The 23,172-nt window shown below is 71.6% G+C and carries 24 protein-coding genes and 2 pseudogenes; 9 read left to right on the forward strand and 17 right to left on the reverse strand.

Annotation, left to right across the window (positions count from 1 at the left end):
* Window position 1 precedes the first annotated feature (1 nt).
* Window positions 2–967 carry a sugar ABC transporter permease gene (locus tag QPJ90_RS09260; RefSeq protein ID WP_290130960.1) on the reverse strand — a complete coding sequence of 322 codons (966 nt, stop codon included), beginning with the start codon at window positions 965–967 and terminating at the stop codon, window positions 2–4.
* Window positions 968–991: 24 nt separating this feature from the next.
* Window positions 992–2,356, reverse strand: coding sequence for an extracellular solute-binding protein (locus tag QPJ90_RS09265; protein ID WP_290130961.1), 1,365 nt, complete (start codon window positions 2,354–2,356; stop codon window positions 992–994).
* 262 nt (window positions 2,357–2,618) lie between these two features.
* Between QPJ90_RS09265 and QPJ90_RS09270 the strand changes: the two genes are divergently transcribed.
* The 3 genes from QPJ90_RS09270 (at window position 2,619) to QPJ90_RS09280 (ending at window position 6,087) form a co-directional block, all read left to right on the forward strand.
* The gene (locus QPJ90_RS09270; RefSeq protein ID WP_290130962.1) at window positions 2,619–4,121 is read left to right on the forward strand and encodes an alpha-N-arabinofuranosidase; all 1,503 of its coding nucleotides are present in this window, start codon (window positions 2,619–2,621) and stop codon (window positions 4,119–4,121) included.
* A gap of 266 nt (window positions 4,122–4,387) precedes the next feature.
* The gene (locus QPJ90_RS09275) at window positions 4,388–5,698 is read left to right on the forward strand and encodes a SpoIIE family protein phosphatase (RefSeq protein ID WP_290130963.1); all 1,311 of its coding nucleotides are present in this window, start codon (window positions 4,388–4,390) and stop codon (window positions 5,696–5,698) included.
* Window positions 5,699–5,790: 92 nt separating this feature from the next.
* A complete protein-coding gene (locus tag QPJ90_RS09280; RefSeq protein WP_290130964.1) occupies window positions 5,791–6,087 on the forward strand; it encodes a hypothetical protein in 297 nt (98 codons plus the stop codon).
* 4 nt (window positions 6,088–6,091) lie between these two features.
* Here the strand turns inward: QPJ90_RS09280 and QPJ90_RS09285 are convergent, their stop codons facing one another.
* Complete coding sequence (locus QPJ90_RS09285; RefSeq protein ID WP_290130965.1) at window positions 6,092–6,334, reverse strand: hypothetical protein; 243 nt, start codon at window positions 6,332–6,334, stop codon at window positions 6,092–6,094.
* A gap of 118 nt (window positions 6,335–6,452) precedes the next feature.
* On the reverse strand, window positions 6,453–7,298 hold the full coding sequence (locus tag QPJ90_RS09290) for a helix-turn-helix transcriptional regulator (RefSeq protein ID WP_290130966.1): 846 nt from the start codon (window positions 7,296–7,298) through the stop codon (window positions 6,453–6,455).
* Between the two features lie 106 nt (window positions 7,299–7,404).
* On the opposite strand from QPJ90_RS09290, the gene QPJ90_RS09295 reads away from it, so the two are divergent.
* The gene (locus QPJ90_RS09295; protein WP_290130967.1) at window positions 7,405–8,340 is read left to right on the forward strand and encodes an SDR family oxidoreductase; all 936 of its coding nucleotides are present in this window, start codon (window positions 7,405–7,407) and stop codon (window positions 8,338–8,340) included.
* 46 nt (window positions 8,341–8,386) lie between these two features.
* Window positions 8,387–9,019, forward strand: a complete 633-nt coding sequence (locus tag QPJ90_RS09300; protein WP_290130968.1) for a maleylpyruvate isomerase N-terminal domain-containing protein — start codon at window positions 8,387–8,389, stop codon at window positions 9,017–9,019.
* Between the two features lie 42 nt (window positions 9,020–9,061).
* Here QPJ90_RS09300 and QPJ90_RS09305 read toward each other — a convergent pair whose 3' ends face one another.
* The 9 genes from QPJ90_RS09305 to QPJ90_RS09345 all read right to left on the reverse strand — a co-directional run bounded on the left by QPJ90_RS09305 (window position 9,062) and on the right by QPJ90_RS09345 (window position 18,538).
* Window positions 9,062–9,592: a GNAT family protein gene (locus tag QPJ90_RS09305; protein ID WP_290130969.1), complete on the reverse strand. Its 531-nt coding sequence runs from the start codon at window positions 9,590–9,592 to the stop codon at window positions 9,062–9,064.
* Window positions 9,589–9,885, reverse strand: coding sequence for a hypothetical protein (locus QPJ90_RS09310; RefSeq protein ID WP_290130970.1), 297 nt, complete (start codon window positions 9,883–9,885; stop codon window positions 9,589–9,591). Before QPJ90_RS09310 ends, QPJ90_RS09305 begins: the two co-directional genes overlap by 4 nt.
* 49 nt (window positions 9,886–9,934) lie before the next feature.
* Entirely contained in the window at window positions 9,935–12,004 is a 2,070-nt protein-coding gene (locus QPJ90_RS09315) for a hypothetical protein (RefSeq protein WP_290130971.1), read from the reverse strand.
* Between the two features lie 33 nt (window positions 12,005–12,037).
* Window positions 12,038–13,111, reverse strand: a complete 1,074-nt coding sequence (locus QPJ90_RS09320; RefSeq protein WP_290130972.1) for a glycosidase — start codon at window positions 13,109–13,111, stop codon at window positions 12,038–12,040.
* Window positions 13,108–14,205: a hypothetical protein gene (locus QPJ90_RS09325; protein ID WP_290130973.1), complete on the reverse strand. Its 1,098-nt coding sequence runs from the start codon at window positions 14,203–14,205 to the stop codon at window positions 13,108–13,110. Before QPJ90_RS09325 ends, QPJ90_RS09320 begins: the two co-directional genes overlap by 4 nt.
* Window positions 14,205–15,053, reverse strand: a complete 849-nt coding sequence (locus QPJ90_RS09330) for a carbohydrate ABC transporter permease (RefSeq protein ID WP_290134197.1) — start codon at window positions 15,051–15,053, stop codon at window positions 14,205–14,207. The genes QPJ90_RS09325 and QPJ90_RS09330 overlap by 1 nt, the downstream gene beginning before the upstream one ends.
* A 92-nt stretch (window positions 15,054–15,145) precedes the next feature.
* Window positions 15,146–16,030, reverse strand: coding sequence for a sugar ABC transporter permease (locus QPJ90_RS09335; protein ID WP_290134198.1), 885 nt, complete (start codon window positions 16,028–16,030; stop codon window positions 15,146–15,148).
* Window positions 16,031–16,117: 87 nt separating this feature from the next.
* Window positions 16,118–17,416, reverse strand: a complete 1,299-nt coding sequence (locus tag QPJ90_RS09340; protein WP_290130974.1) for a sugar ABC transporter substrate-binding protein — start codon at window positions 17,414–17,416, stop codon at window positions 16,118–16,120.
* A 93-nt stretch (window positions 17,417–17,509) separates the two neighbouring features.
* Complete coding sequence (locus QPJ90_RS09345; protein WP_290130975.1) at window positions 17,510–18,538, reverse strand: LacI family DNA-binding transcriptional regulator; 1,029 nt, start codon at window positions 18,536–18,538, stop codon at window positions 17,510–17,512.
* A gap of 213 nt (window positions 18,539–18,751) precedes the next feature.
* Here QPJ90_RS09345 and QPJ90_RS09350 point away from each other — a divergent pair, with 213 nt between their 5' ends.
* Complete coding sequence (locus tag QPJ90_RS09350; protein WP_290130976.1) at window positions 18,752–19,291, forward strand: DUF6611 family protein; 540 nt, start codon at window positions 18,752–18,754, stop codon at window positions 19,289–19,291.
* Between the two features lie 108 nt (window positions 19,292–19,399).
* Here the strand turns inward: QPJ90_RS09350 and QPJ90_RS09355 are convergent, their stop codons facing one another.
* Window positions 19,400–20,188 (reverse strand): SDR family oxidoreductase, encoded by a 789-nt coding sequence (locus QPJ90_RS09355; protein ID WP_290130977.1) that lies wholly within the window; start codon window positions 20,186–20,188, stop codon window positions 19,400–19,402.
* A gap of 273 nt (window positions 20,189–20,461) precedes the next feature.
* Here QPJ90_RS09355 and QPJ90_RS09360 point away from each other — a divergent pair, with 273 nt between their 5' ends.
* Both QPJ90_RS09360 and QPJ90_RS09365 read left to right on the forward strand, forming a co-directional pair.
* Entirely contained in the window at window positions 20,462–21,439 is a 978-nt protein-coding gene (locus tag QPJ90_RS09360; RefSeq protein WP_290130978.1) for a family 16 glycosylhydrolase, read from the forward strand.
* A gap of 86 nt (window positions 21,440–21,525) precedes the next feature.
* Entirely contained in the window at window positions 21,526–21,747 is a 222-nt protein-coding gene (locus QPJ90_RS09365) for a hypothetical protein (protein WP_290130979.1), read from the forward strand.
* A 36-nt stretch (window positions 21,748–21,783) separates the two neighbouring features.
* Here QPJ90_RS09365 and QPJ90_RS09370 read toward each other — a convergent pair.
* Both QPJ90_RS09370 and QPJ90_RS09375 read right to left on the reverse strand, forming a co-directional pair.
* A pseudogene (locus QPJ90_RS09370) lies at window positions 21,784–21,894 on the reverse strand (DivIVA domain-containing protein); the annotation flags it as partial.
* A gap of 45 nt (window positions 21,895–21,939) precedes the next feature.
* Window positions 21,940–22,035 (reverse strand): annotated as a pseudogene (locus QPJ90_RS09375) (DivIVA domain-containing protein); the annotation flags it as partial.
* A 41-nt stretch (window positions 22,036–22,076) separates the two neighbouring features.
* On the opposite strand from QPJ90_RS09375, the gene QPJ90_RS09380 reads away from it, so the two are divergent.
* Complete coding sequence (locus tag QPJ90_RS09380; RefSeq protein ID WP_290130980.1) at window positions 22,077–22,613, forward strand: AAA family ATPase; 537 nt, start codon at window positions 22,077–22,079, stop codon at window positions 22,611–22,613.
* Window positions 22,614–22,749: 136 nt separating this feature from the next.
* Here the strand turns inward: QPJ90_RS09380 and QPJ90_RS09385 are convergent, their stop codons facing one another.
* Entirely contained in the window at window positions 22,750–23,049 is a 300-nt protein-coding gene (locus QPJ90_RS09385) for a hypothetical protein (RefSeq protein WP_290130981.1), read from the reverse strand.
* Window positions 23,050–23,172 lie beyond the last annotated feature (123 nt).

The following is a 23,172-nucleotide window of genomic DNA, read 5'->3' on the forward strand; positions in this document are numbered from 1 at the left end:
GTCAGGCACCGATCTCTCGCTTGGCGGCAGCGCGCTCGACGAGCTGCCGGATGACCGCGATCGCGACGATCACGATGAACAGGAGCACCGACGCCGCCGACGCGGCACCGAGGCGGTTGTCGGTGAAGCCGACACCCGTGATGAGCTGCAGCGACACCTGGGTGGAGATGCCCGGGCCGCCGTTCGTCATCAGGTACACCTGGTCGAAGATCTTCAGGCTCGCGATGATCTGCAGCAGGATGACGAGCGTCGTCGTGCGGCCGAGGAGCGGCAGGGTGATCGACTTGATCTGCTGCCAGCTCGACGCGCCGTCGACCGCGGCGGCCTCGTACAGCTCGCGCGGGATCTCCTGGAGACCCGCCAGGTAGAGCACGAAGTTGAACCCGAGGGTCCACCAGACCGTTGCGATCGCGACGCCGATCATCGCGGTGTTCGGGCTGGCCAACACGCCGGCGCCCGGCGTGATGCCGAGGGCCTGCTGGACGGACGCGAACAGACCGGTCGCGGGGGTGAAGATGAACACCCAGATCAGCGAGATCGTCGCCGACGGCAGGATGAACGGCAGGAAGAACGCCAGGCGGAAGAACCACTGGCCGCGGTTCATCCGGTTCGTGAGCACCGCGAACACGAACGCCAGGATGACCAGTGGCGGGGTCGTGTAGAGCGTGAACTGCAGGGTGTGCCAGAGCGACGACCAGAAGTCGGCGCGTCCGAGCATCTCCGCGTAGTTCGCGAACCCGGCGAAGCTGCCGAGCCCGGTGCGGACGGTGGAGGTGTTGAAGAAGCTCGAGACGATCATCCAGACCGTCGGGCCGAGCAGGAAGGCCAGGTAGAACAGGCCGAAGGGGGCGAGGAACAGCCATCCGCTGCGGCCTTGGCCACGGGTGGTGCTGTTCACACGCGTGCGGAGCCGCCGCGGGACCGTTGCGGCCTCCGTCGGGCGGGTCAGGACTGGTGCTGCGGTCACGTCGTCGTGCCTTTCGCGCGGGGCTTACAGCGGGCTGGGGGTGTTGAGGTACGTGCTGAGCTGGCTCTTGATCGCCGAGAGGGCCGCCGCGGGGCTCGAGGCGCCCTGCTGCACGAGCGCGAGCTGCGCCCCGACGGTGTTCTCGAACGTCGACCCGGAGCCGCCGTACCAGGCGGGGTCGTCGAACACGGCGCTCTCGGCAGCGGACGCGTAGTCCGACTGCGGCTCGAGCTTCTTGTAGGCCGTGCTGTCGAACGTGGGCATGTAGGCCGGCACGTGCCCGCCCTCGGCCCACGTCATGCTCTGCTCCAGCATCTGCTTGATGAAGAGCATGTGCGCCTTCCGCTGCTCCGGCGTGCGGTCCTTCCTCGGCAGGATGAACGTGTGCGAGTCGGCCTGGGTGGCCGGCTTGTCGAAGAGCTGCGGGATCGGCGCCATGCCGAACTTCAGCCCCTTGATCGACTGCGCCGTGCTGATCTCCCACTCGCCCTGCATGAAGAACCCGGCTTTGCCGGTGAACATCAGGGTCTCGGCGGTGGCGTAGTCGAGGCCCTTGTTGAGCCAGCCGTTCTTCACCCACTTCTCGGTCATCGTGGTGACCTTGGTGTAGTTGTCCTCGTTCACCGTGAGCTTCGAGCCGCCGTCGCTGATGAACGGCGTCGACCCCTCGATCTGGTTGTACATCGTCCAGAAGAAGCGCCACGGGGTCGCGATCTCGCTGACGTTCGCCACGTTGAGCGCGACGCCGCCGGTGACCTTCGAGACGGCCGCGAGTGCCTGTTCGAACGCCTCCAGCCCGGAGAGGTCCTTGAGCTTGCCGTCACTGTCGATCAGGCCGGCCTTCTGGCACACGTCAACGTTGTAAAAGAGCACGAACGGGTGCGTGTCCAGCGGGATGCAGATGTTCTTGCCGTCGGTCTTCTGCGCCGTCCACGCCTTCTGGTTGAAGTCGCTGGCGCTCAGGCCGACGCTCGCGAGGTCGTCCGAGGTGATCGGGTCGAGCAGGTCGCCGTCCCACAGCGGCTTCGCGCGGGTGAGGTGGGCGATCGCGACGTCCGGCGGCTTGTTCCCGACGGTGGCCAGTGTCACCTTCGAGTAGTACGGGTTGCCCCAGGCGAACGTCGTCGCCTGGATCGAGGACGGTCCGCCGTGCTGCTTGGCGTAGCCCGCCTCCATCTGCTGCATGCGAGCGCCGTCACCGCCGCCGAAGAGGTTCCAGAAGACGAGCGTCTCCGGGTTGAGCGGGGCACCGGCGATGCCCGCTGCGAGCGGACTCGAGCAGGCGGCGAGCGGCAGCACCGTGGCGGCCGCGGCTCCTGCGGCGAGCAGGCTCCGCCGGGTGAAGGACCCACCGCGCGGCTGCACGGGCGGGGTTGGTCGGATCGGCATGGCATCACTCCATCGGGACGGGCCGAGCGGAACAGGGTCGGTGTTCCGTACTGCTGCGGCGTCGCAGCCCCGTGGTGAGGCTCCTTCGCTGCTCCGGTCGGGGCGACGTGCCGTGGGGCATCATCGCTCCGTGAGCGCTCACATTAGCGCTGGACACGCCGGAGCACCACCCCTTTCGTCCCCGCCCCGAACCGGCTAGCGTTGTGGCTGGGTGAGCGCTCACTTTCGTGTCACCCCGACGCACGACGATCGAAGGAGATCCATGCCCCGCACACACCTCGTCCTCGACGCCGCGTTCACCGTGGGGCCGGTGCGCCGTCGCCTGTTCGGCGGGTTCGTCGAGCACCTCGGACGGCACGTCTACGACGGCATCCACGAGCCCGCGCACGAGACCGCCGACGAGCACGGCTTCCGCAAGGACGTGATCGAGCTCGTCAAGGAGCTGAACGTGTCCGCGATCCGCTACCCGGGCGGCAACTTCGTCTCCGGGTACAAGTGGGAGGACGGCGTCGGCCCGGTCGACCAGCGTCCCCGTCGCCTCGACCTCGCGTGGCACTCCACCGAGACGAACGAGGTCGGGCTGCACGAGTTCCAGCACTGGCTCGACCAGGTGGACTCCGAGCTCATGCTCGCGGTGAACCTCGGCACCCGTGGCACGCAGGAGGCCATCGAGCTCCTCGAGTACGCGAACATCGACGCTGGCACCGCACTGAGCGAGTACCGCCGCTCGAACGGCCGCCAGGAGCCCTTCGCCGTGAAGATGTGGTGCCTCGGCAACGAGATGGACGGCCCCTGGCAGCTCGGCCACAAGAACGCGGACGACTACGGCAAGCTCGCCGCGATGACCGCCAAGGCCATGCGCCAGATCCAGCCCGACCTCGAACTCGTCGCCTGCGGGTCCTCCGGGGCGTCGATGCCGACGTTCGGCGAGTGGGAGCGCACCGTCCTCGAGCACGCCTACGACGACGTCGACTACATCTCCGCCCACGCCTACTACGAGGAGGACGGCGACATGTCGTCGTTCCTCGCGTCCGGCGTGAACATGGACCACTTCATCGACACCGTCACGACCGCCGCCGACCACGTCAAGGCGCACAAGAAGTCGGACAAGCGGATCGACATCTCGTTCGACGAGTGGAACGTCTGGTCGCTCAGCAAGTGGAACGAGCAGCAGAAGACCTTCGAGCTGCAGGACTGGCCGGTCGCGCCGCGCCTGCTCGAGGACGTCTACACCGTCGCGGACGCGGTCGTCGTCGGCGGGCTGCTCATCTCGCTGCTCCGTCACGCCGACCGCGTGGCCTCGGCCAGCATCGCGCAGCTCGTCAACGTGATCGGCCCGATCATGACCGAGCCGGGCGGCCCGGCCTGGCGCCAGACGACGTTCTTCCCGTTCTCGCTGACGTCCAAGCTCGCGAACGGCACCTCGCTCCAGGTCAAGGCCTCGGGTGACACGGTCGACGGTGGCAAGTACGGCGAGGTCCCGGTCGTGGACTCCGCCGCGACCATCGAGGACGGCAGGGCCGCGGTGTTCCTCGTGAACCGCCACCAGACCGAGTCGACCACCGTCACGATCGACCTCGCCGGCATCGGCGCGGACGGCGAGGTCCGCGCCGAGGGCATCTGGGAGGACGACGTGCACCTCGTCAACGACCTCTCGGACACCGAGCGCGTCGGCCTCCGCACCAACGAGACCGTCCGCCGCGAGGGCGACACGATCACCATCGAACTGCCGCCCGTCTCCTGGACGGCCGTCTCGATCGGCTGAGGACGCCTCGGCGCGCGCCACGGCGAGCGTCGAGTGAGCACAGCGGGTGCCGGGTCGCGACAGCGGGTCGGCACCCGTTGCCGTGTGCGGCGCGCCCTGCGCGCTCCGCGCGGTCTGCCTGGAGGCACGGCTCGGCTCCGGCAGGACGGTCGCCTGCACCACGGGCCGGCGCGGCGATCAGCGCGCTCGACACGTGTCGGCGGACTACTGTGGTCCGTGGGAACGTCGTCCGTCACCGGGACGACAGCGCCGTCGACAGGAGCGGGATGACGCAGGCACCACCCCGTCGGACCGTCCGGGCGACCGACACGGGTCCCATCGTGCTGTCCGGCCTGCGGGCCGCGTGGGAGCCCCTCGCGAAACAGGCACTGGTCGCCGCGCTGATCGTCGGAGCGGCCGCGGCGAGCACCCTCCTGCCGGTGTGGTTGACGGTGACCGACGCCACGGCGATGTGGACCGGAGCGGGCCTCGCGGTCGTGCTGCTCGGCCTCGCGGCGCTCATGGCACGGTCGACCCGTCTGGCGCGCGCCGAGATCGTCATCCCGCTGCTCGACTTCGTCGCCGTCGGACTCCTGCGGTTCGGCACCGGCGAGACCCGGTCCGTCTTCCTCGCGATCCTCGTGCTCCCCGTCGTCTGGATCGCCGCCGGGCACGGACGGTGGCGGGTCCTCGTCCCGGTACTCGGCGTGTTCGTGACGATCCTGCTGCCGCTCGCCCTTGCACCCGGACGCGCGTTCCCGGGCAGCGAGGTCGTCCGGCTGGTCATCGCCGCCGTCGTCTACAGCGCAGCCGCCGCCGTGGTCAACGAGCTCTCCCGACGGTCCCTCGCGCAGCTCACGGTCGCCCAGCGCTCGCGCCGGGTCGCCGAGGCCGAGGTCACCCAGGCCGCCATCGTGCAGCGCTCCCTGCAGCCCGTCGACGGCAACGGACTCCCGTCGGCGATCCGCGTCGCGGGCACCTGCGTCCCGGCCCGCACCGTCGGCGGCGACTTCTACGACTGGTACCCGACACCGGACGGCGGCATGGGCTTCACGCTCGGCGACGTCATGGGCAAGGGCGTCGGGGCCGGCATGATCGCCGCAGCGGTCCGCGCCGTCATCCGGAGCAGCCTCGAGGAGCCGGACCCCGCGCTCGCGTTCCGGTGGACCTCCGCCGGCCTGAGCACCGGTTCCGTGGACATGGTCAGTGCGCAGTTCACGACGTGCTTCCACGGCCGCATCAGCGTCGACGGGACCCTGCGATGGGTCGACGCCGGTCACGGGCTGACCCTGGTCCGTCGGGCGGCAGGCGGCAGCGAGTTCCTCCGCTCCGGACACCTGCCGCTCGGGGTCGGGTCCGGGTGGACCAGCGTCGAGACGGACCTCCAGCCCGGGGACAGCGTCGTCAGCGTCAGTGACGGTGTCCTCGACCTGTTCGGCGGCGACCTCGCGTCGCTGGACCGCTGGCAGGCGTTCGTCGATGCCCGCGACGACATCGACGGTCTCGTCGCCGACGTCGCGGCGCTCGCCGAGCGCGGCGACCGCGCCGACGACGTGACGATCATCGCCGTGACGTGGGGCGGCTCCCACCCGGCGTGACCACCCCGTGGCCCGCGCGTCCTGACCGAGCCGCGGCGTGTCTCCAGGCCGGCACCGGTGCGTCCTAGGATCGTGCCGACGGAGGGGGAACCATGCCGGGACCGACCGACTGGGAGACCGAGGGAGCGACCGCGCGCGCCGCGGTGCTGAGCGATGCGCTGCGGCAGCCGATCGCGGTCCGGGCCGCGACGTGGATCGGACTGCTGCTGCTCGTCACGGCCCTCGTGGTGTACGCGTGCGCGGCGCAGGTCACGGCGGGCGAGGACGAGAGCGAGGTGCAGGCGCTGGGACGCTTCGTGGTCCTGGTGATCGTGGCGACCGGTGTCGGCGTGCTCGGCGGAGTCGCACTGCTGCTCCGACTCGTCGCCGGGGCGTTCCTCCGGCGCTGACGCGTCAGCGACGCTGCGTCGTCCGCGCGCTGCGACGCTCCCGCCGGCCCGTGACGAGCGCCGCGACCGACACGGCGATGCCGGCCAGGCCCACGAGGAAGCACGGAGGGGCGAGCAGCCCCATCCCGATGTTCGCGCCACCGCCCTCCGGCGCCCAGACGATCGATGCGACCGCGGCGAACCCTCCGAGGAAGCCGACGGTGAGGAGCGTCGCGGCGACGACGTGCAGCTTCTCCGAGTCACGCACGGGCGGGCTCCTTCGCGGTGGTCGATGTCGTGATCGACGTCGTGGTCGTGGTCGAGCGAGTGTCGCACACGGTGTCGGTGGTGCATGCCCGAGTCGGCATGTGCGTGACGGTCCGTTCTCAGGCGCTCGAGGACACCGACGAGCCGATGACCGACAGGAGTCGGAGCCGGTCGGCGCTGTCGCTGCCGGGCTCGGCCGTGTAGACGAGCAGGTGTTGTGCACGGTCGGTGTCCTGCAGGACCTGGCACTGCAGGGTGAGCGGGCCGACGTCCGGGTGGACGTAGTGCTTCTCCTCGGCCGGACGGATGCCGACCTCGTGGAGCGCCCACACCGCGCGGAACTCGGCGCTCCGGGCGAGGAGGTCCTCGGCGAGGGCTGCGGCCCGTGAGCCGGGGCCACGCCGAGCGAGGACACCGCGGAGACCGGAGACGTACATCCGCGACAGGAACTCGTGCTCGTCCTCGGGGTGCAGCGCCCGCGCGGCCGGGTCGGTGAACCAGCGGTACCCGATGCTCCGGGCGTGCCCGGTGCGGATCGACGCGTCCCCGACCAGGGCGGCGGCGAGCGGTGTCTGGCGGAGCGTCTCCCCGAGCTCGGTGACGATCTCGGCCGGGGTGTCGACGAGACGGTCCAGGATCCGCATGATCCCCGGACCGACGTGGTCCGACCCGGCACCGCGCGTCGGCGGTTCGTGCCCGGCCAGGCGGAACAGGTGATCGCGTTCGTCGAGCGAGAGCCGCAGTCCCTGCGCGATCGACGCGAGCATCTGGTCCGAGGGCTGCGGTCCGCGCCCCCGTTCGAGCCGCGCGTAGTAGTCGGCGGACATGTTGCTGAGGAGCGCCGCCTCCTCGCGCCGGAGTCCGCTCGTGCGACGTCGGGCCCCTCGTGGCAGGCCGACGTCCTCGGGCTGGAGCGCGGCGCGACGACTCCGCAGGAAGTCGGCGAGTCCGGTTCGGTCGATCATGCGGCGATCTTCTCGCACCACGGTGCTCCCAGCCACGGATCGTCAGGCCGTGGCTCCGGGACGGGCTGCGGGCCAGGCTGAGGGCACCGACCACGGAGGGCCCAGCATGCCACGCACCGTCCACGCACCGACCATCCCCGACCTGACCGGGCGCCGGGCCCTCGTCACCGGCGCCAGCGACGGCATCGGCGTGCGGATCGCCGCCCACCTCGCCACGGCCGGCGCCGAGGTCGTGATGCCCGCTCGCAACGCCTCGAAACTCGCGGTGGCGCAGGACCGCATCCGGGCAGAGCACCCGGGAGCACGGCTCGAGGCCGAGTCCCTCGACCTCTCGTCCCTGGCCTCGGTGTCGGCGCTCGGGGAGCGGCTCGTCCGGGACGGCCGACCCATCGAAATCCTCGTCGCGAACGCCGGCGTGATGACCCCGCCGTCGCGAACGACCACGGCGGACGGCTTCGAGCTGCAGTTCGGCACGAACCACCTCGGGCACGTCGCGCTCGTCGCCGCGCTGTTCCCGCTGCTGCGGGCTGCGGGCGCTCGCGTCGTCGTGCAGACGAGCATCGCCGCCCGTCGAGCCCGTGTGCAGTGGGACGACCTGCAGTCCGAACGGTCCTACGACGCGATGCGGGCCTACGGCCAGTCGAAGATCGCCCCGGCGCTCTTCGCGTTCGAGCTCGGACGGCGGAGCGAGGCCCAGGGCTGGGGGATCACCACGACGATCAGCCACCCGGGAGTCGCGCCGACGAGTCTCCTCGCCGCGCGGCCGGAGATGGGCCGGAGCACCGACACCACCGCGGTCCGGCTCATCCGCTGGCTCTCCGCCCGGGGCTGGGTCGTCGGCACCCCCGAGACGGCCGCGTACCCGGCTCTCCTCGCCGCCACCGACCCGGCGGGAGCGGGACGGTTCGCGGCCCCGACGTGGCGCCTCGGCGTCGGCGGGCCAGCGGGCTGGATCGACGCCTGGCCGTCCCTGACCGACGACACCGAGGCTCGCCGGGTCTGGGACGAGTCCCTGCGGCTGACGGGAGCGCGGTTCGCCTGAACGCCGATCGACCGTACGCGCCAGCATGGGGTCGGGAGGGTGGGACATGACCTGGACGAGCACGCGGGACGCGTTCGCGACCGCCGCGGAGTGGTTCGCGACGACGGTCGCGGCGCTCGACTCCGCGGAACCGCTGGGGTGGGACCGTCCGGCACTCGGCGAGTGGAGCCGGAGCGACCTCGTCGGGCACACCGTGCGGGCACTCACCACGGTCGAGCAGTACCTGGACGAGGGGACGACGACGTCGACAGCGACCACGATCGACTACTACCGGGTCGTCCGGTCCTCGCGCGCGGATCCGGCGGCAGTGGCGGAGCGAGGGCGGCAGGCCGGACGTGACCTCGGGACGGACCGTCCGGCGAGCGTCGCGGTGATCGTGGAGCGGGTCGTCGCCCAGGTCCGCGATGCCGGTGGGGACCGCCGGATCGCCGCGCCGATGGGGGAGTGGGCGCTCGCCGCGTACCTGCCGACGAGGGTGTTCGAGCTGACCGTGCACACGATCGACCTCCGGGTGGCGGCGGGGCTCGACCTCGATCCGCCAGCTGCGGCGTCAGCGGAAGCGCTCCGGGTGCTCGGGCTGCTCGTCGGCGACGCCGATCCGTCCTCGGGCGACGCCCCCGTGCTGCTCCGCGCCCTCACCGGACGGGCGGCGCTCCCGAGCGGGTGGTCCGTGCTCTGAGCCTTCGTGGCCCGTGCTCTGAGCCTTTTTGGGGCGGGACCGTCAGGCGGATCCGTCGACGGGCAGCGGCTCGACCTCGGGGGACGGATCGGTCGCCAACCGAGCGTGCGTCTCGACGTCGAACCGCTCGTCGCCGTACCGGAGCTTCCGTCGCTCGACGCCCTCGGCCCGGAAGCCGGCACCCGTCGCGACGCGGCACGACGCGGGGTTGTTCACCCGGTGCCCGAGCTCGAGCCGGAACAGCCCGTCACCGAACGCCCGCTCGGCGACCGTGGCCACCGCGCGGGTCGCCAGTCCGCGACCACGACCGGAGCGCGCGAGCCAGTAGGACACCCACGCGGTGTCGTGCCGTCGCTCGATCGCGGTGAGGCCGACGTTGCCGACCGCGACACCGTCGACCACGATCGCCCAGTGCTGCCGGTCGGGGGCCGTCACGAGCACGGTCTCGATGAAGCGCGCCGCGGCTCCGGAGTCCGGCAGCGGGCCGAACTGCGTGCCGAGGTCGTCGGTCGAGGTGCGTGCAGCGACCAGCGCGTCGGCGTCGGTGGAACGCCACGGCCTGAGGGCGATCACGACCCGGCCGTCCCTCGGCGGGGGCGACGGCCGCGGACGACGACGGCGAGCAGGGCAGCGACGACCAGCGGCACGACGAGGGCCGCGGCGGTCCACGCCACTGCCCGCGCCACGAGCGTCGCGCGGAAGCTTGCCGACCCGGCCACGTACGAGTAGCTGCCGCTGTGCAGCGACGGGAACGCCGGGGCGACCGGCCACGCCAGTGACTCCGCGAGGATCGCCACCACGACGGCCACCCCGGCGAGCAACAGCAGCACGAGGGCCGGTGCGTGGAGACGGAGCCGTGCGCGCATGCCCCAACGGTAGCGGGGCACACGCGCACGGCGAGCGTGGTCCGACGCGTCAGCGCGGCGCCGCCACCGTGAACCCGGCCGGTGCGAGCGGCACCCGCTGGGCTCCAGGAGCGAGCTGCAGGGTCCGGACGAGCCGACCGGAGCGGTCGTACACCGACACGGTCGAGCGCTGCTCGAAGGTCGCGGTGGTCGATCGTGCCGAGGTCGTCCCGTTCACGAACAGGTCCGACGGCGACGCACCGGCCCCCAGCCCGAGGTGCGAGACCACCGGCCGGAGCAGCACCGCGTCGAGGTCGGCCGATCCGCCGCGCACGGTCGCCGTGATCGTCGTCGTGCCCGCCGGCGCGGTCCGGCCCAGCGAGAGCGGGTGCAGGAACGACGAGGTCGACGCCGTGCCCTGCGCCCCCGCGCCGCCGTTCGGCGTCGAGCCGAGCGACCGCGTCCGGCCGTCTGCTCCGCGCACCGTCCAGTCCGTGCGACCAGACGGACCGGAGGCCTGCGAGACGACCGGGTAGAGGAGCGTGTCCTGGCGGAACGCGGGCACGGTGATCGTGATGGTCGATCCGGCGGGCGCGTGCACGTACGCCTGCCCGGACCAGTTCGCCGAGCCGGTCCACGCCGCATCCGGACGGACGACGGTCGGGACGTGGCCGCCCCCGCCACCGGACAGCGCCCCGCCCTCGGCCTCGACGGTCGTGATGCCGTCGACGTCGGACCGGGAGGTGACCGTCTCGGCCGCAGTACGGACCGCCGGGTGGGCGTCGAGCGCGAGCATCGACAGCGCGGTGTGGATCGCCGATTCGGCGCCGCAGCCCCGGTTGACCGTGCCGTCCGCGGCGATGCCGTCGACGCACGCACCGGTCGACCGGTCGTACACCGGGACCCCCGCCGGGTTCGCGCCGAAGTACCAGCCCGCGGCGATCGCGGCGAGGCGGTCCTGCCCGGCTCCGCCCACGGCGAGGAACGACTGCACGAGCGAGTCGGCGCCGTACGCGATCTGCGTCCGGTCGAACGGCGTCGGCGTCCACCCGTTGTCCGGGCCGCCGGAGGCCAGCACCTCGGCGGCGAACTGCGCGGTCTCGCGCTCCGCGTCCCGCTGCCAGTCGGAGCGCTGCAGGACGGAACCAGCCGTCGCGAGCGCCGCCGGGGCCATCCCGCCCCAGGCGTTCCAGGTCGACTGCGAGGTCGCCGACGGGAGCACGGCACCGAACGGCCACGAGGTCGTGTCGCCGCGCTGCATGGCCGCGATGCCCGTCGTCTCCCGCTGCAGCACCGTGCGCGCCTGCCGGTCACTCGGGACGGCCCGGACGTAGGCGCTCAGCCCGAGCACGGCCTCCGCGGTCGCGCTCGTCGAGTCGGCGACGAGCCACGACGGGACGCGCGATCCGTTCACGGTGTCGTAGCGGTCGTAGGAGGCGAGCGACTGCCGCTCGAGCGCGCCGAGCGACAGACGCAGGCGGTCCTGGAGGAACCGCGCGAAGCCCGGGTCGGCGTGCCGGAACGCCGGGTAGGCCTCGCCGAGCGCCCAGATCGTGCGACCGACCCAGAACGAGTCGGCGGAGTCGGACGGGTTCGGCGAGTCCGGCGGTGTCGGGCTGGTGTTGAGCGTCGCGTCGGTCTGCTGCCACAGCACGACGTTGCCCGCGTCCGGCCCGCTGTCGGTCTGCAGGTAGGTGAGCGAGCGCAGGAGCTCCCGGGCGTGCTCCCGGCTCGATGCGGTGCCGTTCTGCTGCCAGTCGCGGACGTAGACGACGGCAGCGCGGCTGATGTCGTCGGCGTCGAACGCGCCCTGCCCCCAGTGCCCGGTCGCCGGGTCGAGCGTGCCGCCGCCGACGCGGCGGTAAGTCCCGTCGGCGTTCCGGTCCGCGTAGACCCACGGTGCGGTCGCGGTCGGGTGCTGCGTCTGCTGGTAGGTGCTGTGTCCGGGGACGTCCGGCAGCGGCACGTCGTCGAGCAGGAAGTCGAGGTGGTCGAGGTTCGTGACCGGCCGGGAGGCACTGCTCGCGCCCGCCTCGGCGGTCGCGGTGCGCGGGGTGGTCGCCTGCGCCGGGGCGGCGACGAGGGTCGCCGCGGCCGTGGCAGCCGCGACGAGCGCGGCCAGGAGGGTGCGATGCACCATTGCATCTCCTCGTTCGAGGGGGAGTGGGGGCGATCAGCGCCGCACGAGTCGTGCGACGCCGATCTTGGAGTCCGCCATGCCGTAGAAGACGTGGTGGACGCCGTCGATCTCCTCGACGGCGGTGGGGAACACGACGTTCGGCACGATGCCGGACCGTTCGTCGTCAGTGTCCGCGGTCATGAGCGGCTCGGCCGTCCGGACGAGCACCTCCCACGGGCGTTCGGCGTCGAGGATCATGCCCCCGGCGGCGTAGTTCACGTTCTGCTGCTGCGCGAGCGAGCCGACGAGCTCGCCCGTGACACCGTGGTGGAGCAGGAGCCAGCCCTCCGGTACCCGGATCGGGGCCGGCCCCGCGCCGATCTTGAGCTCCTCCCACGCTTCCGTCGGCCCGGCGAGGACCCGGTGCCCGCGCCACTCGGCGAGCGCCCCGACGTCCGCACGGACCCGGTCGAGCGGCACGAACGAGATCCAGATCGACGGACGGGTGTCCTCGACCCAGCCCGGCGGGTGCAGCCCCTCGGACGGCCGGATCTCCGACAGGTCCCAGCCCGGCCGGTGCAGCACCGCGAGGGTCTCGGTGCCGTCCGGGGCCGTGACGGGCTCCGGCAGGAACACGCAGTCCTTGTTGAAGTACATCGAGAGGTCGACGTCGAGTGCGTCGTCGTACCCGAACCGCACCGGCCCGAGGCGCTGCCACGTCCGGAGGTCGCTCGACACGGCGATGGCGGTGTGGGGCCCGAGCGGTCCGTAGGCCACGTAGGTCATCACGTGCAGGTCGAGCGCCGACACCCACGTGGTCCGCGGGTCTTCGACGCCGGCGTTCACCGCGCCGACCTCCCACGACCGTTCGGGCTCGAGCACGACACCCTGCCGTTCGACACCGGTCGGGACGCCGTCCTCGACGACGACCCGGGCGATGCCGATGCGGGAGACGTTGCCGTCCGCCACGAGCCGGGGGAGCAGGTAGAGCTCGCCGTCCGGTCCGTACCCGCTGCCCGGGTTGAGCACGCCCTCGGCCTCGAGCGGCTCGTCGGCCAGCGGTTCCATCACGAGACCGACCCGTTCGAGGGCGTACGGGAACTCGGCTGCCGGCACGGTCCGGGTCATGCCGGGACCTCCTCGTAGCAGTACAGCTCGCGGCTGCCGCGCGGCGCGTCCCACCCCTGTGCGAAGAGCCGCGGACCGTCCGGCGTCGGCCACCGCAGCAGTCCGCCCCAGGCGAGGGAACCACCGGCGTGCACGTCGAGCTGCGTGAACGGCGCATCGACGTCGTACAGCGCCTGTCCGGCCGCGAACGCGCCGTCGTGGTCGGCGAGGAAGAAGTCGAGGACGAGCCGGTCGCCGTCGACCACGGCGCAGGCGACCTCGTGCACGTGCTGGCCGAGCGCGCTGACGTCGAGGTAGTCCTCGTGCGTGAAGGTCCAGTGGAGCATGTCGTCCGAGTGCCCGACCGTCAGCTTCCCGCCGCACCCCTCGGACACGTACATGAGGTACTCGCCGCCGATCCGGACGGCGTTGCCGCGGTCGTCCCGGGGTATGACCGCACCCTTCGCCCACAGGTGCGAGACCTCGTACGGCACGACGACGCCGGTCTTCTCCCAGTGCACGAGGTCGTCCGAGACCGCGAGGGCGATGTCGCAGCCGACGTCCCCGGCGTCCGGGTAGCTGTCCCGCAGCGCACTGCCCCGGGTGTCCCAGATCGCGTTGTAGTAGCACCACCAGCGCCCCTCGGCGCGGTACAGCTTCGGGTCCTCGACGCCGAGTCCCTCGTTCGCCTCCGTCGGCCAGAGGATCGGCGCGCCGTCGTCGACCCAGCCGTCCGCGGTCAGGACCGCGTGCCCGATCCGGGACGACGTCGACTCCTTCACCGGGGATGCTCGGTAGACGAGGTGGAGGGCGTGTCGTGCCTCCCGGCCGGTGTCGGGGTCCACCGCGACCACGGTGCCGCGCTGGTCGGGCGCGACCACGAGCGTCGGGTTGAAGACCGACGACGCGGTCCAACCGATGTCGGTCGGGTCGGTCCACTCCGGCGCCGTGAAGGTGAGCGACGGGTCGCGGCGGAACGGCCCGATCATCCACGCGGGCGGGTCGGCGTAGTGCGCCGAGAAGTCGTCGGTCGAGATGCGGTCGGTCAGCGCGTTCGTGTGCTGCAGTGCCCGCTGGTACTCCTCGGCGAGCAGATCGGTCGTGAGCGCCGGCATCAGCCCTTCACCCCCGACCCGATGTCGGTCGCGATGAACCAGCGCTGGAACACGATGAACAGCACGACGACCGGGGCAGCGAGCACCACCGCGCCGGCGAGGATCGCGCCGTACGGGTTCGCGGTCGAGGACGCGACGTTCGAGATGTAGTTCGCCAGGGACACGGCGAGCGGTTGCATGGAGGCTTCCTTCGTGATGAGGAACGGCCAGAGGAACTCGTTCCACGGCCCGATGAACGTGACCAGCACGACGGTGACGAGCGCCGGTCGGATGAGGGGGAGCGCGACGCTCCAGAGCACCCGGAGCTCCCCGGCGCCGTCGATGCGGGCGGCGTCGAAGATCTCCTGCGGGACCTGCAGGAAGTACTGCCGGAAGATCACCACCGCGGCGGAGTTGATCGCGAACGGCAGGATCATCCCGAGGTAGTTGTCGCTCAGGCCGTAGTCACGGGCGATGAGGACGTACAGCGGGATCATCAGCAGCTGGAACGGCACGACCTGCACGAGCAGCGCGAGTGCGAACGTCACGCCGCGGCCCTTCCACTGCAGCACCGACAGCGCGTACCCGGCGAGGACACCGAACACGACCGTGCAGAGCACCACCCCGGCCGTGAAGATGCCCGAGTTCACGAGGCCCTGCAGCAGGTCCACACGGGAGTCGATCTGTGCGTAGTTGTGCAGGTCGATGTTCGCGGGGTTCGGGAACGCACCGGCCACGGAGGTGTCCGGCTCGCGCTGGAGCGAGCCGATCACCATGTACCAGAACGGGAACAGGAAGAGCAGCGCACCGGCGAGCAGCACGACGAAGCGCAGCGCGGCCTGGCCGCGGGTCAGCTGCACCCCGTCCATGCGGCGGGGTCGCCGCCGCCTCGGGGTGTCCTGCCGGGAGGCGCGGGTCGTCTCCGTCAGCTCGCCTGCGGCCTGGGGCATGGTCGCCTCGGTCATGATTCCCTCCCACCTGCGAACCGGTTCTGCAGGAACGCGATGATCAGGACGCCGATCATCAGGACGATGCCGATGGCCGCCGCGTACCCGGGGTGGCCCTGCTGGATGCCCTGCTGGTAGATGAGCAGCACGGGGCTCGTGGACGCACCGTTCGGGCCGCCGCCGCCGGTCAGCAGGTACGGCTCCGTGAAGAGGTTGGCGCCGGTCACGGTGCTGAGCAGGAGCACGAGCACCGTGGCGGGGCGGACGCCCGGGACGGTCACCGAGAAGAACTGCCGGACCTTGCCCGCGCCGTCCGTGGACGCCGACTCGTACAGCTCCTTCGGCACGTTCTGCAGTGCCGCCAGGTAGAGCAGGATGTAGAACCCGAGCTGCTTCCACGTCACGAAGACCGCGATCATCGGCATCGCGAGGGCCGAGTTGCTGAGCCACGACGGGCTCGGGGCGAGCGGGCCGAGGACGCTGTTCACGACACCGCCCTGGCTGAACAGGAAGAGCCACACGCCGACGACCGCGACGCTCGCGGTGACGTACGGCACGTAGTAGCTCACCCGGAAGAACGTCGACCAGCGGACCGCGCCGTTGAGCGCCGACGCGAGCACGAGGGCGAGCACGACGGTGAGCGGCACGTTGATGACGAGGAAGACGCCGACGTTCCGGAACGACTGCAGCACCTGCGGGTCCTGGAAGACCTGCACGTAGTTCTGCAGTCCCACCCACGGGCGGTCGACGCTCACACCGGGAGCGGCGAAGAAGTAGTCCTTGAAGGACATGTACACCGCGAAGCACACCGGGTAGGCGAAGATCGCGATGACGAACACCAGGTAGGGGGCGCTGAAGAGCCACCCCAGGGGGTCCTTGCCGAGCAGTCGGACGTGCAGCGGCTTCCGGCCGCCGCCCGTCGGGCTGCCCGGCGTGACCCCGCGCGCACGTGACGCGGTCTGCGTGGTCAAGCCGGGCCTCCCGTCCTACTGCTGCTGCATCTGCTGGGTGAACTTCGACGCGGCGGCCTTGAGCTGCGAGTCGAGGTTCCCCTGCCCGGAGATGACGGCCTTCGTGTAGAAGTCACGGAAGCCCTGGAGCGCGGCGATCGTGTTCGCGCCGGCCGGGTCGTCGACCGTGCGGGCCGCCTGCGAGCCGAACTCCTGGTACGCGGGGTTCTGCGAGAAGTAGTCGGCGTACGTGGTCGCGAGGTCCTTGCGGATCGGCATCTGCCCGGTCGTCTCGAGGAGCTTCTGGTCCTGGTCCTTGCTCGTGGCGTACTTCAGGAAGTCCCACGCGGTGCCCTGGTTCTTGCAGGACGAGTACATGCCGACGTTCTTGGCGTCCGGGAAGGTCCAGGTCTGGTCGGCGGAGATGCCGTCCTTCGTCGGGACGGGCACGCTGCCCCAGTCGACCTTGCCCTTGTAGGACGCGATCGCCCACGGGCCGACGATCGCCATCGCGGCCTTGCCGGTGGCGAAGGCGTCGCCCTGCAGCTGCTCGGTGCCCGCGTAGCCCTTCTCGTAGACGGTCTTCCAGAACTCGGCGACGTCGCGACCGGCCTGCGTGTCGAAGGTCGCCTTGCCGTCCTTCGTCGCCATGCCCTTGCCGCCGGTCGCCGCGGCGTAGAGCGGCAGGTAGTCGAAGTTCGGCTGGAAGAACTCGCTCGTCGGGGTCGGGTAGATCGCGTACGGCGCGGCACCCGATGCCTTGATCTTCGCCGCCGCAGCGAGGAAGTCGTCGTAGGTGCTGAGCTTCGGGTCCTCGGTGTCGAGCCCGGCCTTCTTGAAGATCTCCTTGTTGTAGAAGATCATCACCGGGTTCGACTTCCACGGCATCTGGTAGAAGTCACCGTCCGACGACTTGTACTGGTCTGCCGTGTCACCGGAGCGGGCCTCGATGTAGACGTCCGCGCCGCTGAACTTCGACAGGTCGACCAGGCCGCCCTGCTTCTGGAACTGCCCCGTCGCCGCCGGCAGGTTGTTGAACACCAGGCAGGGCGTCGTGCCCGCGGTGATGGCCGCGCCGATGACCTCCTCGGTGCTCTTGCCGGCCGGGACCTCCTGGCCCTTGACCTGCTGGTCCGGGTGGTCCTCGTTCCAGGAGGCCACCGCGGCCTTGCCCCACTGGACCTCCTGCGCGTTGTTCGAGTACCAGATGGTGATCGGGCCCTTGGCCTTCATCGCGTCGCTGTTCGACGCGCTTCCCCCGCCGGAGCATCCGGTCAGGGCGAGTGCGGTGGCCGCGGCGATCGCGGTCCCGATGGCGAGCATGCGCCGTTGCATGGTGACTCCTTCGTCGGTGGTCGGGTGTGCTGTGCTGTGCCGACGCGTCCGGAGTCGCGGGGCTCCGCGTGTCCGTCCTGGTCGGGTCCGGCGTCAGGGCCGGGGTGCGGGCGCGCCCGTCGACCCGCGCACGATGAGCCGTGCCGGGGTGAGGGTGCGGTCGACGGGGTCGTTGCCGTCGACGAGGTCGAGCAGCGTGGACGCGACGACGCGCCCCCACTCGACCGGGTCGTTGTCCAGCGTGGTGAGCGCCGGGTAGACGTACTGCCCGATCTGGGAGCCGTCGAGTCCGGTCACGGACAGGTCGTCCGGGATCCGCAGGCCGGCACCTTGGGCGACGGCCATGCCGGCGACCGCCATCGGGTCGTTGCCGTAGACGATTGCCGTCGGGCGGACCTCGGGCGCGAGCGTCAGGAGCCTCCGGGTCGCCTCGGCACCCTGCTCGGGGGAGAAGTCCGTCGGGACGACGTGGGCATCGACCCCGAGGTCGGCGGCGACCCGTTCGAACTGCTCCCGTCGAGCACGGCCGTGGAGCATGTCCTCGTTGCCGGCGACGTGTGCGATCCGCTCGTGCCCGAGGTCGGCGAGGTACCGGACGAGCTCGTCGATGCCGTGCTCGTACTCGCGTCGCACGGCCGGCAGGGTCGTCGGGACGTCGGGCTCGCCGAGGGTGACCCCTCGGACGCCGAGCTCGGCGAGCAGCGCGATCCGGCGGTCGTGGCGCAGGAGGTCGGTCAGGATGAACCCGTCGACGCGGCCGTCGGCGGCGAGGGACCGGTAGGCGCGCTCCTCGGCACCGGGGTCGGGCACCACGCTGAGGACGAGGACCTGCCCGCGGTCAGCGAGGACGGTCTCGAGACCGGCGATGAACGCGGCGAAGAACGGGTCGGTCTCGATGATGCGCGGGTCCCGCTTCACGACCAGCCCGAGGGCGTACGCGCGACGGCTCGTCAGGCTGCGGGCGGCGGGGTTCGGACGCCAGCCGATCTCGGCTGCGGCGGCCTGGATGCGCTCCTTCGTCACCTGGTTCACGCCTGGCCGGTCGTTGAGCGCCAGGGAGACGAGGCCCTTCGAGACGCCGGCCTGCCGCGCGACGTCGACGATGGTGGGTCGTCGTTCCATCGGGGGCCTCCTCGCCGCGGTGCATCGGACCGGATCGTTTGAACCGGTTTCATTGAACCGGTTTAGGTATACCCGCAGTCCGCCAGGTCCGCAACCCCGAAGGTCCGTCCCATCGACGCGGCCGGTGAGCGGCGCATCAGGATCCGGGGACGGGGCGTGAGGAGTCCGTCAGGAGCGCTGCGCCGCCGAGGCCCGCGGGTGCACGGTACGGGGGTGCACTCGTCCACGAAGCCACCGCTCCTGCTCGCCACGCTCCGAGACCGCCACCTGCACGTGTGGGGCCGCGAGACCGTCCACCCCGCCGGGCGCACCCTGTGGAGTTCGCGCACGCTCGTGGTCTTCCCGCCAGGTACGAGTCCCCGCGAGCGCTTCCTGCTGCGTGCCCTCCACGTCTGGGGTGTGGTGGGCGCGCTGCCGGCGCTGGGCGTGATGGCTGCGCTGAACGGCTCCGCGCTGTGGGGGATCCTCGCGGCCGTCGCGCTGTACGGCTCCGGGTTCCTCGTCCTCCGACGTGCGACGCGGCGGACACGGCCCTCGGTCCGGACGCTCACGGTGACCACATTCCACGGCGGCGGCCGGCCTCGCGGGCACGGGGACGCTCGGCTGCTCGCGGGGTCGCTCGACGCGTTGCTCGTGTACGAACGGGCGGCGCTCGCCGGGCAGATCAGTGCGGTGGACTTCGAGCTGCTCTGGGCGGACGTGTGGACGGCGATGCCGGAGACGCTGCGACGGAGTGGCACGTGGACCCGCTGAGCGAACCGGGACCGGGCGCGGACGAGGCTGCCGAGGACGGAGTCGTCCTCGGCTACGACTGACGGCAGCGCCAGCAGTACCGGCCGCGGTCGTCGCCACGGCCGCTCCTCAGCCGGCCGTCACCAGAGCCGACATCCTCGCCATCAGCCCACGTGGCACGAACCGGTGCGCGTTCGCCGTGACCCGGTTGCCGGCACCGGACACCACCGTCGGGCCTCCAGCACGCGCGAACGCCCGGAGCCCGACGGCGGCGACCTCGTCCGGCGTCTGTCGTCCGCGCGCCATCACCCCGCTGCCGGCCCCGGCCGCGTCGAAGAAGCCGGTCGAGGTCGGGCCCGGGCAGAGCGCGAGCACCCGGACGCCCCGCCCCTGGGTCTCCTGCCACAGGGCCTCGGTGAACGACAGGACGAACGCCTTCGTCGCGCCGTAGACCGCCATGCCCGGGGTCGGTTGGAACGACGCCGTCGACGCGACCGTCATCACACCGCCGACCCCGCGGGCGAGCATCCCCGGCAGGAACGCGTGGGTCAGGGCCGTCACCGCCGCACAGTTGAGGGCGATCTGCGTGGCGGTCCGCTCGGGGGACTCGTCGACGAACGGACCGTGGGCGCCGACGCCCGCGTTCGCCACGAGGACGTCGATCCGGGTGCCGTCGAGCCGGTCCACGACCTGCGCCACGCCGTCCGCCGTGGCGAGGTCGGCGACCACCACGGACGCCCTCGTCCCGCGCGCTCGCACCTCCGACGCCACGGCTTCGAGGGCATCCTGCGACCGGGCCACGAGCACGAGGTCCGCGCCGGCGTCCGCCAGCTGGAGGGCGAGCGAACGGCCGATGCCGCCGCTCGCTCCGGTGACGACGGCACGGCGGCCGCGGAAGGGGGGCCGAGGAGGTGTCATGGGGCCAGTCGTACTCGCCGGATCACGCACCAGTTGGTGAGGGGTCATCAATACCCCCCGAACAGGGCACACATGAGGCACAATGTTCGAGGACGCATCACCGAGCGCAGCACCACAGCACCCCACAGCACTGCCTGGCACCACCGCTCGCCGCGTCCGTCCCGCGTCCTGCGCCCCTGATCCCGAACCCTCCGAGGAGCTCGACATCTCTGTCTCGACCACGCGCTTCCGCGCGCGAAGAACCCCCCTGTCCGCCGACGGACGGAGCGCCCGGTGAAGCGCCGGAACGTCGTCATCGCGACGACCGCCGCTGCCGCGCTCATCATCGGCATCCCGACGGCTGCCACCGCCAGCCCCTGGTGGGGCTGGCACCACCACTGGCACCCGACCCCCACCCCGACCGCGTCGCCGTCGGACGACACGGTTCCGGGCGACGAGGCGACGTCCGACCCTTCCGACGAGACCACGCCGTCGGACGACGCGACACCGACCCCCGACGCGACGCCCACCGGCGAACCCATCGAGGAGTCGACGCCGACCGACACCCCGAGCGCGACGCCGACCGACACGCCGAGCGACGAGCCGACGGAACAGGCGTCCGCCGACGCCCAGGCGGACGACCCGAGCGGTGCGACGCCGCCGCAGGCGTCGTTCGTCGAGGACTTCGACGTGTCGGCAGCGCTGGGCAACGTCGCGAACCTGTACCAGCAAGCGTGGCAGCCGTACCCGGACGGCACGTCCGGCATCTACGCGCCGAGCCAGACCGTGACCGTGCACGACGGCGTCCTCGACGCCCGCCTCGGTGGGGCGGGCACGGCCGGCACCTTCGGCACGAAGACCGGCGCGTACGACCACGTCGGCGGGTCGTTCTCCGTCCGCGCGAAGGCGACTGGCGGTGACGGCAACGGCGCGGCGTTCATGCTGTGGCCGACGTCGAACCGCTGGGCCGACGGCGAGATCGACTTCCCCGAGGGCAACTTCGAGTCGGAGCCCATGGCGTTCCACCACTCGATGACCCCGGGCCAGGAGGCCGAGCGCGTCCAGATCCCCACGGGTGTCTCCTGGCGTGACTGGCACACGTACACGGTGGACTGGGACCCGGGCAAGTCGGTCACGTACAAGGTCGACGGCAAGGTCATCGGGACGATCACGCACGACGTCCCGACCACCCCGCACCGGTTCATGTTCCAGACCGGCAACTGGGGTGCCAGCGGCAACCTGCTCATCGACTGGGTGACGACGAGCGAGTGAGCCGCACAGCCCTGGCGGGCTGACCCGACGGGAGGCACGGTGCGGCGACGCACCGTGCCTCCCGTTCGTCGTCGTAGGCTCGGCGCGTGCCCGCTGATGACGTCCCCCGCGACATGGACGAGCTCTTCGCTCGCGGAACGCAGTCCGTGTCGGAACCGTCCGCGCTCGGTCAGGCCGCAGGACTCGGCGGACTCGGCGCCGTGTTCGTCGGGATGGTGTCGCTGCTCACCGCAGGCGCGATCGTCGCGGTCGGGCTGCTGATCGGACTCGCGGCCGTGCTCCTCTTCGCGTCCGCGTTCGCCGCCTGACCGTCAGTCGCGGGCGCCCCACCGTGCCTCGTGCCCGCGCAGCTCCACCGCGACCTCGTCGAGGAAGTCATCGACCTCGTCCTGCGCGTAGCCGGCACGGAACCGCGTCGGCCGGAAGCGCGACGCCACGACGTCCTCGGCGCGCAACGGATCGGCCGGCCGTCCGCGTTCGTACTCCGCCAGCGTGGCCTGGACCCGCGCGAGGAAGTCGTCGACCTGCTCTTGGTCGTACCCCTCACGCCACTTCGTCGGCGCGAACCGCTTGGCCGCGACGTCCCCTGCGAGCATCGTCCCCCCGATCGTCGATGACCACACGCTACAGTCCCCGCATGATCGTCTGGGTGAACGGGACGCACGGTGTGGGGAAGACGACGACGAGTCGCCTGGTGCAGGAACGGCTGCCGGACGCGCGGGTACTCGACGCCGAGAAGGTGGGGGAGACGCTGATGGACGTCTCGCCGAGCCTGCCGTGGACCGGCAACTTCCAGGACTGGGACCCGTGGCGCCCGCTCGTCGTGGAGACCGCGCGCCGGGTGCTCGACTACGCCGGCGGCACCCTCGTGATGCCCATGACCGTCCTCGTCGAGTCCTACTGGCGCGAGATCAGCGACGGCTTCGCGGGGCACGGCATCCCGGTCTGGCACTTCGTGCTGCACACCGACCCCGAGACGCTCCGACACCGGATCCTGCACGACGAGGTGATGGGGCCGTCGACCTTCCGCCTCGGGTACGTCGACCGCTACGCCGAGGCGGCGCGCACCTGGCTGCACGCCGAGGCGGCGGTCGTCGACACCACCACGATCGGCCCCGCCGAGGCGGCGGACCGCATCGCCACGGCCGTGCTCGCAGAGGCGCCGGCGCGCTGACGCGCCGACCACCGACCCGGCGGTGCGTCGTGATGACGCGCTGACCACCGGCCTGGAGGCACGGTGCGGGCCCGACCCGTGCCTCCAGGCCGGCGGGCGGTCACGACCAGGGAACGACACGCGCTGCGCGGGTCCGTCACGCGGGGGGCAGGTGGGGCGGTGCGGAGCGCACCGCCTGCGACCGCCACGTGATCTCGGCGACGAACGCAGCGGTGTCGGGCCCGAGCGGGTCGTCCGGTGCGTCCTCGACGAGGATCCCGAGCGCCGGGGCGAGCAGGAACGACGTCGTGGTCTGGGTACCGAACAGGTCGACCGTCGGGACGGCGATCACGTCCGTGAGCCCGGCGTGGGCGAGCGCCGCGGCGTAGTCCAGGACGGCGTCGGCCGCCTCGTCCGTGGTCAGGACGGCGGTGAGTCCGTAGACGATGTGCTTCATGATCCGTGCTGCGGTGGCGGGGTGAGCACGCGCGGACGAGTGTTCCGGACAGAGGGAGGCGGCGCCCATCCGGAGCCGGTACAGCTGGACCGACTCTTTCCGGACAGTACGCGCAGCTCCCTG

Source organism: Curtobacterium sp. 458, assembly GCF_030406605.1.
GTDB lineage: Bacteria > Actinomycetota > Actinomycetes > Actinomycetales > Microbacteriaceae > Curtobacterium.